Below are 16,443 nucleotides of genomic sequence, written 5' to 3'. Positions count from 1 at the left end.
ATATCCTGGCTGAACAAAGTGCCTTTGCGAACAAAAGATATAGTATAAAATTAATCATTAGCCTTGCGAACATTCGCGTTTAATTTAGAATTATAGTTAGTATATATGTGCTTAAGACTCAATACCGAATACTTCAAATCCCTAACTTCTCTATGAGAGTTTGAATTCTCCTCCGAATACCTTAATTTTGTGTTCCCAAAATTTTTTGCTGTATGGACTATTTGAAAGGACTCAACGAATCACAATATGAAGCCGTTACCTCTTTACAGGGGCCTCTGATGGTGCTTGCCGGAGCAGGTTCCGGAAAAACGCGTGTACTTACTATGCGTATTGCCCATTTAATACACAACGGAATAGACCCTTTCAATATCCTTGCGCTTACCTTTACCAATAAAGCGGCACGTGAAATGAAAGACCGTATCGCAAAAGTTGTGGGGGAAAGCAATGCAAGAAGTCTTTGGATGGGAACCTTTCACTCGGTTTTTGCAAGAATTTTAAGAATTGAAGCCCATTACCTTGGATATCCATCCAACTTTACGATTTATGATCAGCAGGATGCTTTGAACGTAATCAAAAAGGTTCTGAAGGATATGAATATTGATGCCGATCTTTATAAGCCTAAAAAAGTTCAGGCAAGAATATCAACCTACAAGAATAATCTGATCACGGTAAAAGCATATTTCAATAATCCGGAGCTGATGGAGGCTGATGAAAAAGCAAATATGAAGTTTATCGGGCAGATTTATCAGCGATATGTTGGGCAGTGTTTCAGAAACGGGTCTATGGATTTTGATGATCTTTTGTTGAAAACCAATGAACTTTTAACCCGTTTTCCGGAAGTATTGGCCAAATATCAGGATAGATTCAGATACATTATGGTGGATGAGTATCAGGATACGAACCACTCTCAATACCTTATTGTAAAAGCATTAGCTTCAAAATTTGAAAATATCTGCGTGGTAGGGGATGATGCACAGTCTATCTATTCTTTCCGTGGAGCAAATATCTACAATATCTTAAACTTTAAAAAAGATTATCCGGATGCTAAAACGGTATCGCTGGAGCAGAATTACCGTTCTACACAGAACATTGTAAATGCCGCCAATGTAGTCATCGCAAAAAACCTGCAGCAATTCAAGAAGAATGTGTTCAGTGATAATGAAGAAGGGGACAAGATTAAAATATACCGGTCTCTTTCGGATGCCGATGAAGCCAATTTTGTCGCAGGAAATATCTGGGAACTTCGTAACCGTGACCAGAGAAAGTACAGCGATTTTGCCATTTTATACAGAACCAATTCTCAGACGCGTGCCTTTGAAGATGCGCTGAGACGTAAAAATATTCCGTATAAAGTTTACGGGGGACTTTCATTCTACCAAAGGAAAGAAGTAAAAGACCTTATCGGGTACCTTCGTCTCCTGATCAATGAGAACGATTCTGAAGCATTGATGAGAATTATCAATTATCCGGCAAGAGGAATCGGGGAAACAACACAGAATAAGCTGATCGTTTTTGCAGACGCTCACAATATTGCGGTTTCAAAGGTGTTGGATAATCTTCCGATGTATGCTCCGCAATTGGGGCTTAACAATGGAGTTTTAAACAAACTGAATGACTTCTGGTCCATGATCAAGGCCTTCCAGGTATTATTGAAAACGGAAACAGCTTACAGTGTTGCTATGGAAGTGGCAAAACGAAGTGGTTTAATCAAATTTTTAAAAGATGATCAGACGCCTGAGGGTATTTCCAGAGTAGAAAACGTTCAGGAATTGATGAACTCTATGCAGGGATTCATTGAAGAACAGATGCAGCTTGAAGATGGTGATCCGAGTCTTTCCAATTTCCTTGAAAATATTGCCCTTTCTGCAGATACTCAGGATAAAGAACTGGAAGATGATATGGTTTCACTGATGACCATTCACCTTTCAAAAGGACTGGAATTCCCGGTGGTTCACTTAGTGGGTCTTGAAGAAAACTTATTCCCCAGCTTTATGAGCTCGGCTACCAGAGAAGATCTGGAAGAAGAGAGAAGGTTGTTCTATGTAGCATTGACAAGAGCAGAAAAGCAGGCCTTCTTCTCCTATGCTGTTTCCCGTTTCCAATGGGGGAAAATCACCGATGCTGAACCTTCAAGATTCTTAAGTGAAATTGATGATGAATATATTGAATTCCTTAATCCAGCTATGGAAAAGAGGTTTATTAATAATTCAGGGGTAAAGTCCAATATCTTTGATGGACATCCTTCCGAAATGAGATCTTTCAAAAAGGTTGAGAAAGAGACAATCGACAGAGGAGAGGCTTCAAAACCGGCACCGGAAGTAAGAAAACTAAAACCTGTCAGCACTGCTAAAATTATCAATCCAAGCGGGGCCTCGTCTCAGGATATCGAAGTAGGAGACAAAGTAAGACATGACCGTTTCGGGATTGGAGAAGTCACGTTTCTGGATGGAACTGATCCTCAGAATATCAAAGCAAAAGTCGTTTTCATGCATGAAGGAGAGAAAAACCTGATCCTGAAATACGCTAAACTGACTAAGATTTAATTTTATCATAAATAATATAAAGAAAACGGATTCAATTTTTGAATCCGTTTTTGTTTTAACCGCTAAGTTCGCAATGTGATTATTTAGATCTACTATTTTCGATCGCGAAGGCGTTCCACTTAGCAAAGATAAATCCTCTGCTAAACGAAGTGCCGTTGCGAACGAAGGATTAATCAATAGTAAGAAATTTCTTTGCGTGCATAGTGTTTATTAAATTCATTTTAACGGGAAGCTCTCAAAGTTTCTATTAACACATGTTTCATATTTATGTTCAAAAAGGCGTTTCAGTTAGCAGAGATGATTTTCTTGCTGAGCGAAGTACCGTTGCGAACGAAAGACAAATCAATAGTGAGAGATTTCTTTGCGTTCAAAGCGTTTATTAAATTCATTGTAAATTTTCAACTTTTATTAAAACAATGTTTTTTATTGGAATGTTCTTAAATTATTATAACTTTAGATAAGGGATAGAAAGAAACGATAACGATTTTTTATAAAAACAAAGTCTATCTGTTTTGTAGACTAATAAATAAATTTTACATTTGCACCTTGTAAAAACATAAATGTTATCAAATTCTAAACTATATGAGAAATAAAAAAACTATTCTTTCGGCCTCTGTTTTATTTTTCCTTGGTGTATTTACTTACGGACAGGAAAAAGACAGCATAAAAACAAACAAAGACAGTATAAAAACGAATAACGTAGAAGAAGTAGTCATATTGGGTTCAAGAGCCGGCGCCAGGTCTAAGATAGAAAGTGCGGTTCCTGTAGATGTCTTCAACGTAAAAGAATCTTCAATCATTCTTCCGCAAACGAATATAGGGCAGATCCTTAATGCCGTAGCACCTTCATTTACTTCCACCATTCAGACTAATTCTGATGGTACAGACCACCTGGATCCCGCACAACTAAGAGGGTTAGGACCAGATCAGGTTTTGGTTCTGGTGAATGGAAAAAGAAGACATACTTCAGCATTGGTGAATGTAAACGGAACACCGGGAAGAGGTACGGTAGGAACCGATTTGAATGCTATTCCATCTTTCGCTTTGAACAGAATTGAAGTTTTAAGAGATGGAGCTGCCGCACAATACGGATCCGATGCTATTGCAGGAGTTATCAATCTTGATCTGAAAAGAGATACAGGGAAACTGGCAGGTCAGATCAGCTACGGAGGAAATTTAACACCAACTGCTAATGACCATACCGGAGATTTTGACGGCCAGAATATTCAGCTGGATTTGAATTATGGAAATAAAATCGGAACCAAAGGAGGTTTCTTTAATATTACCTGGTCTTCACAGTTCAGAAATCCAACCTATAGAGCAGGAACAGAAAGCGGACCTATCTACAATGCTTATAATGCCATAGAACAGCGTGCTTTGAATGACGGAGTGAACCTTTCTTCTCTTTTTACTAATATAAATAATACACCCAATTCACAACAGATCGTGAATTACATTCATCAGTATGCACAGAATGTAAGCTATTTTTCTCAGGATCTGCAAAATTCAATCCAGGGAGCAAATACTATTTCTGCGCTACAAAATGTTTTGAAATCTTCGAGCTTTACCAGAGATCAGCTTAATTATTTTACTGATCAGGAGCTGGCTTACAGAGGGCAAACCAGAAAAGATTTTAACATGCAGGTAGGACAGTCTAAACTGAATAATCATCAGCTGTTTATAAATGCTGAAGTGCCTGTCAGTGATAACTGGAAAGTATATACTTTTGGAGGATACAGCTTAAGGCACGGAACTTCCGGAGGATTTTACAGAAGACCAAGCGAAAGCAGAACCTTTACAGGATTATATCCCAATGGTTATCTTCCACAGATCGGAACAGATATTCAGGATATTTCATTAGCCGCAGGAATAAAAGGAAAATGGGACGGCTGGAATATTGATTTCAGTAATACCTATGGGCAGAATTCATTTACCTATAATATTCAGAATACAGGAAACACCTCTCTGCGCTTCGCTTCGCCAAGGGAATTCGATGCAGGTGGTTTAAGGTTTTCTCAAAATACTATCAATTTAGATTTCTCTAAAAAATATGATGTATGGGAAGGTATCAATGTAGCCTTTGGAGGTGAGCACCGTTATGAAAATTTTAAAATTACCCAGGGAGAGGAAGCTTCTTATGCAACATATGACGTTTCAGGGAATGTTTGGAACGGAAATTCTGTAAGACCTACAGATTTTTTCGGAGCATTGCTTCCGGGAGGTTCTCAGGTTTTCAACGGATTTAAGCCCGGAAATGCAGTAGATAAAAACAGACAGTCTGTAGCAGCCTATGCGGATGTGGAATTTAACTTTACCAACTGGCTATTGGTAGATGCTGCGGCGAGATATGAAAACTATTCGGATTTCGGATCGACATTCAATTATAAATTAGCATCAAGAATCAAGGTTACATCAGATTTCAATGTGAGATTTGCAGGTTCTACAGGATTCAGAGCTCCGTCTATCCACCAGATTTATTATAATGTAACCTCTACATTATTTACGAATAACCAATTATTGGAAGTAGGAACTTTCAGTAATGATTCTCAGCTAGCAGGACTTTTAGATATGCCAAAGCTGAAACAGGAAACCTCCAAGTCAGCAAGTGTAGGGTTTACTTACAGAATTCCTTCAGCAGGGCTTAGCTTTACAGCAGACGGATATTTTACGAGAATTGATAACCGTATTATTCTTACAGACCAGTTCCTAAGAGCAAGCGTTCCTCAGAAAGCACAGGAAGCTTACGACCAATTAGGAATCAATGCTGCACAATTCTTTACGAATGCGATTGATACAGAAACAAAAGGGGTAGATGTTGTAATTTCACATAATGCAAGATTTTCAGGATTTAAACTGGATAATAACTTTGCAATTAACCTGAACCAGACCAAACAGGTTGGAGAAATTCATTCGGCCGGGCTGCTGCAGTCTCCTTCCCTTGAAAAGATTTATTTTTCTGAAAAATCAAGAGTGTATCTTGAAGAAGCTGTGCCAAGAGTGAAAGCCAGCCTTTCGCATACCCTTTCATGGAAAAATGCCAACTTCTATCTGAGAAATACCTATTTCGGAAAAGTAACAGGTGCGGATGTTATTGATGTGAATGGAGACGGAATCATTGATTTTAATGAACATCAGCAGATCGGAGATAAAATCATTACCGATATCTCTGCTGCCTATCAATTTACCAAGAATGTAGGGCTTACTTTGGGGGTCAATAACCTGTTTGATATTTATCCAACGAAAAACCTTCCTGCTTCTACAAATAATGATCAGTTCGTTTACTCACGGTCAACATCACAGTTTGGACAGAACGGAAGATATGTTTTTGCAAGGCTTAATTTCAACTTTTAATATAATAACCGATAATGCTTATAAAAAAACAGTTCAGAATTTCTGAACTGTTTTTTCTGAACTATTATTTTTAAACCATTAAGATGTAATAAGAGTTTAAGAGTAGTAAGATAAGCGTCACTTTAAGTTGAAAACCAGAATGATTCATCTTAACTTTATTTTATCTCTTAAATCCTTCTTAATGGTTTTAAATTTATAGAATGTGAATCTATCTTTCCACAAGTTCCTTCACAGGTTCCCCATAATGATCAATCTCTGTTTTATTGATCTGAAGCAGCTGGTACCATTTCCTGAAAGCTCCGATAAACACAATAAGCATCAGAACCATTGCCGTTACCGCTAAAGCTGCCAGCAAATATTGTCCTTTGGGGATGTAAATGGCGGTTACCTGTATATAACCAGCCCAAAAAGTAATTCCAGCCATGAAAACCCCGGGAACTGCAGAACATAAGGCATATTTACCCCGGTTCATCCTGATCAGCATAGTTGTACAGACAATGAGCCCACAGGCAGCCAACAGTTGGTTACTGATCCCGAATAACGGCCATATGCTGTTTACATTTCCTGTGTATACCAGATAGCCCCAGGCAAACGTGAAAAGAAGACTGCTGATAATGATTCCGGGAATCCAGTTTTTATCATTGAATTTCGGAACAACAGAACCCAGCATTTCCTGTAAAAAGAAGCGTCCTACCCTTGTTCCTGCATCAATGGCAGTCAGAATAAATACGGCTTCAAACATGATCGCAAAATTATACCAATACGCTGTAAGCTGATCCATATATGGAATTTTATTGAAGATATGAGCCATTCCCACAGCGAGAGATACGGCGCCTCCTGTCCTGCCGTAGAGGTCAATACCTATTTTCTGCGAATAATAATCAATATCTACTCCGTGAAGAGAAGGGTGTGCAGCAAGGAATGAGTCATAAGCTTCTTTAGGAGTATTGATCGCAAAATAATCACCTGGCATCAGGGTACAGGCTGCGATAAGAGCCATTAATGCAACAAATCCTTCTACCAGCATAGCTCCATATCCTACGAAAAGAATTTCCCTTTCTTTATTAAGCATTTTTGGAGTCGTTCCCGTAGCAATCACAGCATGGAACCCGGAAATCGCTCCACAGGCAATCACAATGAAAATAAAAGGAAGAACAGGTCCGCCTATAATAGGACCTCCGCCATTAACAAAAGCCGTGATAGCCGGCATCTGTATGGTAGGGTGAATAACGATTACACCGATGGCAAGCATGATAATAGTTCCGATCTTTAAATAGGTCGACAGATAATCCCTTGGAACCAAAAGAAGCCATACCGGCAGTACAGAAGCAATAAAGCCGTACAGAGGAATCGCTATGGAAATTGTTTTAATATCCCATGAAAATAAATTATTCATTGTAGGATTCTGCATGAGGCTGTGCCCTCCGATAATTCCTGCAACTAAAAGAATACCTCCCAAAATACTTGCAAACAGAACACTGTTCTTTTTATAGCGCATAATCAGACCCATAATGATTGCAATAGGCATAGTAATGACTACCGTAAACAGAGACCATGAAGCTTCGTGCATTGCATTGATACAAGCCAATGATAATCCTGCCAGTGTAAGGATAAGAATGAAAAGAATGGCAAATCCTGCAACAGTTCCCGTTGCTTTACCGATTTCTTTGGAAGCAATGGTGGCAAGGCTCTGGCCTTTATGCCTTACAGAAGCAAAAAGTACAATCATATCATGCACCCCACCACCCAGAACACATCCGATCAGAATCCACAATGCTCCGGGAAGATATCCGAACTGTGCTGCAAGAACAGGCCCTACCAATGGCCCGGCTGCTGCGATTGCAGCAAAATGATGCCCGAAAAGCACATTTTTATTAGTGGCAACATAATCTTTACCATCTGCAAATTCGACGGCCGGGGTTGTATTCTGGTCGTTTAAACGTAGCACTTTGTTTGCGATAAAAATACCATAGAACCGGTAAGCGATCGCAAAAATAAGAACAGATGCAAATATGAGGGTAAGTGCATTGATATTGTTTAATGAATCCATATTGTTTAATTTTATTGATGAATAATTAAATTATTATTGTTTTTATTGTAAATAATTTAAACATTAGCCAAGGTAATTAATTCCCGAATAAAAAATACCAATATGTATATCAATCTAGCATATTTGTTGGTTGTTGTTATTTATTGTGTTGATTTTAAGTGTTTTAAATATAAGTTAGATAGACTTATATATATTATTTCTTCTGTGAAAGAATAAAGTCTACCATCTGATCTGTTATTTTATCAAGATCGTCTTTATCTGTAGTACCAAAACCATGGACTCCGCCATCAACGATGATCAGAGTGTTCTGTATTTTGGCTCTGTTTAATTTCCTGTGAAGCTTTTTAGATTGGCTTAAGGGAACAATTTTATCATTATTTCCCTGGACGATTAAAGTAGGAACACCATCTGAAACAAAATGAACCGGGGATATCGTCTTAAGATAATCTATTGCTCTGTCCTGATCTTTTCTGATATCATATCCTGAAATCCCTTTCACCAGGTTTTCCTGTAAACCGACAATTTTCTTTGACATTAATCCGATCATTCCCACCGGGATTGTTCCTAATCTTGTGTGGAAAAGTTTGTTGAGGTCTGAAGGACCATAATGATCAATTACATAATTTACCTTAGCAGAATACGACGAAAGCTCAGGATTACCCAGATAGGTATTGTCTGGTGTATAAGCTGCCATCAGGGAAAGATGAGCCCCCGCTGAGGCTCCGAAAAGACCGATATTGCTAGTGTCAAAATGATATTTTTCTGCATTTTTTCTAACCCATCTTACCGCATCTTTAGTATCTTCCAAAGGCAGCGGGAAATGGATGCTGTCACTTAGAAGCGTATAGTTGATACTGATCACTGCATATTGTTTGCCTATGAGCTTTTTTATAGTCGTTTCAAGATAGTTATCGGCATTTACCACTTTGTCGCCTTCTACCCATCCGCCTCCATGAACGTAGATCAATACCGGAAGTCTTTCACCAGTACTGTTCTTAGGAGTATAGAGATCAAGAGCGAGAGGTTGACCCTTTCTGTTGGTTTTGTAAACAATATCCTCAGAAACTGCTGCTATTTCAGGAAGTAATGTGCTTTTTACAGCAGGAGCTTTGGTTGGTCTTAATGGCAGGTCTTGTGAAAAAAATAAATTGGAAAAACTTAAAAATGAAATAAAAAACAGGTTTGTAAAAAACCTGCAGATTGATATGTTGTTTATCGATGGATTCATATTAAATTTTTTAAGGGTGTGTTATTTTACTAACTCCTCAAAAAGCTTACCAAAAGTGGCATCCAGATCTTTTGATTTTCCCGGATGGGGTCGGGAGGTTTGAACGACTGCGCTTCTTACAGCGGTCAGCCATCGGAAACGTTCCGGGATATCAAGCAGTGCAATAGGGCCGCCGTCTTTATCACCATTTGCAATTTTCTGAAAGCTCTCCAGATTATGGATGATATCTTCATAATCTAACTTGCTGTGCATCAGCTTAAACTTGTCCGGGCACAAATAAAATTCTACTCTGATGAATTTTTCCTTTTTTGAAAACATCACCAGTCCGATATTGAAAAATTCCTCTCTTTCAACTTTAGGTACAAAGCGTATTACCGCATATTCATATATTTTATCCTCTTGCATTTTTGGCTTCGTTTACAAAGATTTGAGAATTTTCTAATCTGGTTTTCAAAAACTGAAAATAGATATCACGGATTTCTTCAGGGGTTTCATCAGCATCATTCCAATGTAACCAGTCTTCAGGAATCATATTGACAATTTCCCTGAATAGTGTTTCGTTCAGAACTTCATGGGCAAACCTGTCTGCTTCATCAAGCATTTTTGCTTTTGGAAGAAGCACATGATCTTTCACATATTTGAAAGGTGTTTTAGCGGCTGCATCAAAATTCTGCCATGAGTGGTGGAAGTAGAACGAGGCGCCATTATCAATGATCCAGAGTTCTTTATGCCACATCAGCATATTCGTATTTTTAAAAGTACGGTCAATATTGGTGATGAATGCATCCAGCCATACAATTTTCGAAGCCAGAAACGGATCCACACTTACGCCTGGGTCATAGGTAATAGAGCCGGAAAGATAATGCAGTCCAAGGTTCAGACCTTCGGAAAACTTCAGCAGATCCTGTATTTCCTCATCGGCTTCCGTTCTTCCGAAATCGGCATCAAGATTGACAAAAACAAGCTCAGGAATTTTAAGTCCCAAGGCTTCGGTAATCTTTCCGCCTAAAAGTTCGGAGATCAGCATTTTTACTCCGTGACCAGCGCCACGGAACTTTAAGACATATTTGAAATCATCATCAGCTTCTGCCAGAGCGGGAAGAGATCCTCCTTCTCTCAGTGGCAGAATGTAACGCATCACGGTTACAGTTCTTAAATTCTGCATGATGCAAAAATAAGGCTATTTTTATAAACTTTGACCTGACTTTTAATAAAGAAATAATGAATTAAAGACCGGAAAACAGAGTTTTTTTCATAAATTACCATCATAAAAGGAAAGGAAAATTTGTTATGAATCTGATTACCGAAAAGAATGTATACCTGGAAAATAAGGAAACAAAAGGTTTTCTCGCTGATGCATTTTACCAAAACACAGGTCAAAAACTTCCCTTAGTAATATTTGTTCACGGATATAAAGGTTATAAAGATTGGGGAGCCTGGAACCTGATGGCTGAAAAATTTGCGGAAGCCGGGTTTTTCTTTGTCAAATTTAATTTTTCACATAATGGAACAACAACGGATGATCCGTTCAGTTTCGGAGATCTTGAAGCTTTTGGAAATAATAATTATTCTAAAGAACTTTCAGATCTTGGCGTAGTGATTGACCATTTTAGTAAAGACCCGCATGTGGATGATGAAAAGATTGTTCTGATGGGACACAGCAGGGGAGGAGGTATTGCTATTATTAAAACTTTTGAAGATGAAAGAATAAATGGGTTGATTACATTGGCCAGTGTTGATACTCTGGACCGGTTTCCAAAAGGAGAGGCTTTTGAAAACTGGAAAAATAATGGAGTGTATTATGCGGTTAACGGACGTACCAAGCAGGAAATGCCGCATTATTACCAGTTTTATGAGGATTATGAGCAGAATATTCACCGTTTTGATGTGGAGAGAGCTACAGAAATGGCAAAAGCACATATGCTCATTATTCATGGAACAGAAGATGAGGCTGTAGAAGTAAAACAGGCAGAGCATCTTCATATTCTCCACCCGAATTCCGAACTGTTTCTGATTGAAAATGCCAACCATACTTTCGGGGCAAAAGAACCATGGACGGAAACAGATTTACCTAAAGATCTGAATACTGTAACCGAAAAATGTATTGATTTTATCAAAGAAAAATTGAAATAAAGGTTTTGAAATTACGTTAATATATTAATCACTATATCAATATTATTATGAAAAAAATTATTGCGGGCGCATTCGCGCTGTCATTATTTGTTGTTTCATGTAAAAAAGAAACTAAAACAGAATCTTCTGTAAGCAGCACGGATACTCTTACTACGATGATGCCTCAGGACACTGTCTCAACTCCAAAAAACGATTCTGTTGCAACACCACCTCCTTCTGCTCCGGCTCCTGATAATATTATCACCAAGAATGTAGGTAAATATCCACATGATATTAAATTCTTTGAAGATAAGGGGATATCAGAAAGACTGAAAAAACTAGCAGGATCCCAATACGATGAAATGGTAAAAAATTTCAATGTGGAAGGGCCTATCGCATCAGAGAATGGAATTTATAAACTGACAGGCTGTAAGCAGCACGACTGTCCGGGATATGCAACAAGCATTTACTACGATGCCAAAAATGACAACCTGAATGTTTCTATTGATAAAAACGGTAAGGTAACAGATTTTGCTGAAAAAGGAAAAATTACTGTTTCAGAATCGCTTAAATCCAAATAATAAAAAAAAGGAGTGAAATTTTCACTCCTTTTTTATTGATTGTCAAAGATGTCTTCAGTTTTTAACAGCGTTCTTTTTTACTGCCTTTAAAAGACTCCTGAAGTTTTTCATAGTCATCATTTCAGTTGTAGGAGTGAAAATGGTTGCTTTCTGATCTTTATCTACAGAAACTTCCGAATATGCTTTTAAAGAATATATCTTTTTCATGGTTGTAATATCATAAACATCCATCATTGCAAAAGTTTCATTTTTTTTGTATTCATACTGGGTTCCAATGGAATTGTCCAGACCGTTTCGCACTTTCATTGTGTAGATGTTTACCAGAAAATTAAAATCAGAATTGTTTTTCAGTACTTCAAGATCTTCACTTTCCGGCTCAAATGGAATATTATTTTGAATGAGGTTCCCCGCTTTTGCCTTTTTTAAATCATATGCATTACCATTGCTTAAATTTTGAAATAGCTGAAGAGTTTCTTTACCCATCATTTCTCTGTGATGCGAATCTACCCCTGTTCTGATATCATTAATCAACCATTTTTTGTCTTTAGAAAACACTAATGTTTTACTGTAAATGCCATAATCTTTCCTTACCGGATAATAGCATGATTGCAAAACTATAAGTAGAAGGATAAAGAAAATATATTTTTTCATGGATGCAATTCAATTATTTGATTAATAATTTCCACGCCTCTTCAATTTTACTTTCCAGAAGTAACTTCTGAGCCTCAAGATGAATATTTTCATCGGCATGGAAGTCACCGGCAGGCAATACTTCGGTGTTGGCAAGCATTCCAAGATCGTTTCCTGTAAATACTTTGCTGTATTTTATGATATCCGGCAGCAGATCAAACCCGATTCCTTTGGTTACCAATGGCTTTGGCACTTCAAAAAGACTGTTTTCATTGCTCCTGGAATACCAGTTGCTGCCCAAACGGGCTACCATATCCAGTTTTTTCTGATCCAGATTTCCGTCTTCATTCAGATATTCTTCTCTGATATGGATTTTCTGAACTTCACAGATTACAAGATTTCCTGCACCGCCCTGATCACCCAATGATTTTATCTCTAAAACTTTACATTCAAAATTGACAGGACATTCTTCAATCAGTTTAGGCTGTACAAGATCTGCATCTTTCATTGTAAGGCCGGATTTGATAAACTCATTGACTCCGGTTTCATATTCTGTGGAAGCTAAAGAAATCTGTTGTACAATCGGAAAATTGACTGTTCCGATTACCACTTCCGGTACTTCAAGAACATTTTCCAGGGTATGTTTGGTTGTATTGTCACGTACTCTTCTCGAAGGTGAAAAAATCAGAATAGGAGGAACCGTACTGAACATATTAAAAAAACTGAATGGAGATAAGTTACTGTTACCGTCTTTGTCCACAGTAGAAGCCAGTGCAATCGGGCGCGGTGAAACGGCTGTCTGCATAATGGTCTGTAGCTGTACAGAGGTTATCTCGGAAGGGATTACTGTTTTCATGTTTTTGGTTTTAACACTTAATTTAACTTAAGTATTCAAATGATATTAAAAAGATGCTTCGACTCCGCTCAGCATGACACTTCTAATACTAACTGTTTAGCAGCATATTTCTAGCAGTGTCATACATCAAACCTTATAGGTTTTCAAAACCTATAAGGTTTAATAGTAGTATTGTGCAAAGTTAAAATTTATATAAAAATTAAAGTGTCGGAATAATTTTACCTGAAACTTCCCCGAAGCCTACTCTCACTCCATCTTTTTCAGCCCATGCTTTCATGGTAACGGTATCATTGTCTTCAATGAATTTTCTCTCTTCTCCGTTGCTTAATGATAAAGGATTTTGTCCTCTCCATGTAAGTTCAAGCATAGAACCGAAAGATTTCGGGTCACTTCCGGAAATTGTTCCGCTCGCATACATGTCACCTACTTCTACGTTACAACCGTTTACGGTGTGGTGTGCCAGCTGCTGGGTCATATTCCAGTACATGTGTTTGTAGTTGCTTTCGCAGATCAGGTTTTGTTCGCCGTTTTCAGGCTGGATGTATACTTCAAGGTTGATATCGTAGTTCTTATCGCCTTCAAATTTTAAATAATCCAACACTTCTGGATCCTGTACCGGAGAAGTGGTTCTGAATGGTTCCAGCGCTTCAAGGGTAACAACCCATGGAGAAATGGATGAACCGAAGTTTTTTGCAAGGAATGGTCCCAGCGGAACATATTCCCATGATTGAATATCTCTTGCAGACCAGTCGTTGAAAATAACCATACCGAAGATGGCATCTTCCGAGTCTTTGGTAGAAATACTTTCTCCCATCTCAGTATTTTTGTTGATGATGAATGCCATTTCCAGTTCAAAGTCCAGCTGCTTGCATGGACCGAAAACAGGCTTATCTGCATCTGCAGGTTTCATCTGACCTTTCGGACGGTTGATTTCTGTACCTGAAACAACAATTGAGGAGGCTCTTCCGTGGTAACCCACTGGCAAATGTTTCCAGTTAGGTAATAATGCGTTCGCAGGATCACGGAACATTTTTCCAACGTTGGTAGCGTGTTCAATACTGCTGTAGAAATCCGTATAATTCGGAATGTGAACAGGCATCATCATTTTTACTTTATCCAGATCATAAAATGCTTCTTCAATGGTTTTCTGATCTTTTGATAAAATAGACCCTTCCTGCAATAAAGTCTGGATTCTGGTACGAACAGCATTGGTAACAGGTTTTCCAAGTTCAATAAATTCATTGATGGTATACGCTTCAAAAACATTGTCGTCCAATCCTTCAATATCTTCAAAATAACCGAGGTCATACAAAGTGGCAAGATCAATTACCTGGTCTCCGATTCTTGTACAACATCCGATATATTCTTTGTTAAAAACTGCGACTCCGAAAGGAATATTATGTATAGAAAAATCCGAATTTGAGGAATAGTCTACAAATGATTTCATAAGTTTAGATTTTAGTTAGATTAAATATCATCCGGAGAATTCCCCGGAACATTTATTTGGTCTTTTTTGAGTAAGAGGCTTCATCAATCCATCTGTCTCTGGTATTGACATCGATGAGGTAGAGGATATTATCCTGCTGGGTCAGCAATAAAGTTTTGGTGACCGGCATTGGAATTTTTTTATTTTCAAGCATATCTGCTCTTAAGGAAATAATATTTTTTTTCCTGATGACATCACCGGTGAAAACATTGGAACTGCTTTCTCCTGTTGCCTTATCATCAAAAACTTCTACATAAGTGGCATTATTTCCTTTAATGATAATAAAGTCCCGTTCCGTATGATCGGTCTCATCTTTAATAAAAATGAACTTCTTATTGTCAATATTTACATTCTCAAGATGCTGATTGATGCCTTTTCTTTGTTCAAGTCGGTTAAGGATTTCGTTCAGAGTTCCATATTGAGCTTTAAGCCCTAACGTTCCCAAAAGAAAAATCCCGATTAAAAATTTTCTCATATACTGTGTTTTATAAAAAAGTTTTGCCAGAATACAGTATCCTGACAAAACTTATATTTTCTAATATAAAATTAAAGATTACCTCTTCTTTCCTGTTCTCTTTCCAATGCTTCGAACAAAGCTTTGAAATTCCCGGCGCCAAAACTCTGCGCACCGTGTCTTTCAATAATTTCGAAGAATAGAGTAGGACGGTCTTCTACAGGCTTCGTAAAGATCTGTAATAAGTATCCTTCTTCATCATGATCAATAAGTATACCTAACTCCTGAAGTTTCTTAAGATCTTCATCAATATGGCCCACTCTTTCGGGAACCATATCATAATAAGCTTCCGGCGGAGCAGATAAAAACTCTACCCCACGTTTTTTAAGTTCAGTTACAGTGTGGATAATGTCTTTTGTAGCCACAGCAATGTGCTGTACACCTTCTCCTTCATAGAAATCAAGATATTCTTCTACCTGAGATTTCTTTTTACCTTCTGCAGGTTCGTTGATAGGGAATTTTGCATATCCGTTTCCGTTTGACATTACTTTAGACATCAGTGCAGAATATTCTGTGTTGATCTGCTTATCGTCAAAAGAAAGGATGTTTACAAATCCCATTACTTTTTCATACCATTCTACTGTAGGGATCATTCTGTTCCAGTCAACATTTCCCACACAGTGGTCTACGTATAACAAGCCTGCTTCTTCAGGATTATAATCACTTTCCCACTTTTCATAGCCAGGCATGAAAGCTCCGTTATAATTTTTTCTTTCCACAAACATGTGAACGGTTTCTCCATAGGTGTAGATACCGGACATTCTTACTTCACCATGCTCATCAGTTAACGTTACAGGCTCTAAATATGGTTTTCCACCTCTTTTAGTTGTTTCTTCGAAAGCTGCATAAGCGTCATCTACCCAAAGTGCCAAAATTTTTACTCCGTCACCATGTTTTTTTACGTGTTCGTTGATAGGAGAATCAGACTTAAGTCCTGTTGTTAATACCAATCTGATTTTTCCCTGTTGAAGTACATAAGATGCACGGTCTCTTACTCCTGTTTCAGGACCCGCGTAAGCTACAGACTGAAAACCGAAAGCGGTTTTGTAATAATGGGCAGCCTGTTTTGCATTTCCTACATAAAACTCAATG

The 16,443-nt window shown here is 38.0% G+C and carries 13 protein-coding genes; 4 read left to right on the top strand and 9 right to left on the bottom strand.

The window, feature by feature from the left end:
• The first annotated feature begins 212 nt into the window (after positions 1-212).
• Positions 213-2,543, top strand: a complete 2,331-nt coding sequence (locus ACE3RB_RS15410; protein WP_374465016.1) for an ATP-dependent helicase — start codon at positions 213-215, stop codon at positions 2,541-2,543.
• 582 nt (positions 2,544-3,125) lie between these two features.
• Entirely contained in the window at positions 3,126-5,894 is a 2,769-nt protein-coding gene (locus tag ACE3RB_RS15405) for a TonB-dependent receptor plug domain-containing protein (protein ID WP_374465015.1), read from the top strand.
• A 208-nt stretch (positions 5,895-6,102) separates the two neighbouring features.
• On the opposite strand, the gene ACE3RB_RS15400 is transcribed toward ACE3RB_RS15405, so the two are convergent.
• The 4 genes from ACE3RB_RS15400 to ACE3RB_RS15385 all read right to left on the bottom strand — a co-directional run bounded on the left by ACE3RB_RS15400 (position 6,103) and on the right by ACE3RB_RS15385 (position 10,337).
• Positions 6,103-7,944, bottom strand: coding sequence for a carbon starvation protein A (locus ACE3RB_RS15400; protein WP_374465014.1), 1,842 nt, complete (start codon positions 7,942-7,944; stop codon positions 6,103-6,105).
• A 193-nt stretch (positions 7,945-8,137) separates the two neighbouring features.
• The gene (locus ACE3RB_RS15395; RefSeq protein WP_374465013.1) at positions 8,138-9,172 is read right to left on the bottom strand and encodes an alpha/beta hydrolase fold domain-containing protein; all 1,035 of its coding nucleotides are present in this window, start codon (positions 9,170-9,172) and stop codon (positions 8,138-8,140) included.
• A gap of 21 nt (positions 9,173-9,193) precedes the next feature.
• Positions 9,194-9,577: a DUF3037 domain-containing protein gene (locus ACE3RB_RS15390; RefSeq protein ID WP_374465012.1), complete on the bottom strand. Its 384-nt coding sequence runs from the start codon at positions 9,575-9,577 to the stop codon at positions 9,194-9,196.
• Positions 9,564-10,337 carry a HipA family kinase gene (locus ACE3RB_RS15385; RefSeq protein ID WP_374465011.1) on the bottom strand — a complete coding sequence of 258 codons (774 nt, stop codon included), beginning with the start codon at positions 10,335-10,337 and terminating at the stop codon, positions 9,564-9,566. Before ACE3RB_RS15385 ends, ACE3RB_RS15390 begins: the two co-directional genes overlap by 14 nt.
• Before the next feature lie 125 nt (positions 10,338-10,462).
• Between ACE3RB_RS15385 and ACE3RB_RS15380 the strand changes: the two genes are divergently transcribed.
• Together ACE3RB_RS15380 and ACE3RB_RS15375 are read left to right on the top strand one after the other, a co-directional pair.
• Positions 10,463-11,305, top strand: coding sequence for an alpha/beta hydrolase family protein (locus ACE3RB_RS15380; RefSeq protein WP_374465010.1), 843 nt, complete (start codon positions 10,463-10,465; stop codon positions 11,303-11,305).
• 47 nt (positions 11,306-11,352) lie between these two features.
• A complete protein-coding gene (locus ACE3RB_RS15375; RefSeq protein ID WP_374465009.1) occupies positions 11,353-11,865 on the top strand; it encodes a hypothetical protein in 513 nt (170 codons plus the stop codon).
• Positions 11,866-11,919: 54 nt separating this feature from the next.
• On the opposite strand, the gene ACE3RB_RS15370 is transcribed toward ACE3RB_RS15375, so the two are convergent.
• The 5 genes from ACE3RB_RS15370 to hppD all read right to left on the bottom strand — a co-directional run.
• Positions 11,920-12,516 (bottom strand): hypothetical protein, encoded by a 597-nt coding sequence (locus ACE3RB_RS15370; RefSeq protein WP_374465008.1) that lies wholly within the window; start codon positions 12,514-12,516, stop codon positions 11,920-11,922.
• A gap of 13 nt (positions 12,517-12,529) precedes the next feature.
• Positions 12,530-13,351, bottom strand: a complete 822-nt coding sequence (locus ACE3RB_RS15365; protein WP_374465007.1) for a flavin reductase family protein — start codon at positions 13,349-13,351, stop codon at positions 12,530-12,532.
• A 199-nt stretch (positions 13,352-13,550) separates the two neighbouring features.
• Entirely contained in the window at positions 13,551-14,798 is a 1,248-nt protein-coding gene (fahA, locus tag ACE3RB_RS15360; protein ID WP_374465006.1) for a fumarylacetoacetase, read from the bottom strand.
• Positions 14,799-14,850: 52 nt separating this feature from the next.
• Positions 14,851-15,312 (bottom strand): hypothetical protein, encoded by a 462-nt coding sequence (locus ACE3RB_RS15355; protein ID WP_374465005.1) that lies wholly within the window; start codon positions 15,310-15,312, stop codon positions 14,851-14,853.
• Positions 15,313-15,383: 71 nt separating this feature from the next.
• Positions 15,384-16,443, bottom strand: a 1,060-nt coding sequence (hppD, locus tag ACE3RB_RS15350; RefSeq protein ID WP_374465004.1) for a 4-hydroxyphenylpyruvate dioxygenase, incomplete at its 5' end; no start/stop codon positions are given.

This window comes from Chryseobacterium sp. (assembly GCF_041914225.1).
In the GTDB taxonomy this organism is placed as follows: Bacteria; Bacteroidota; Bacteroidia; order Flavobacteriales; family Weeksellaceae; genus Chryseobacterium.
This window is presented reverse-complemented; position numbering and strand designations above follow the sequence as displayed.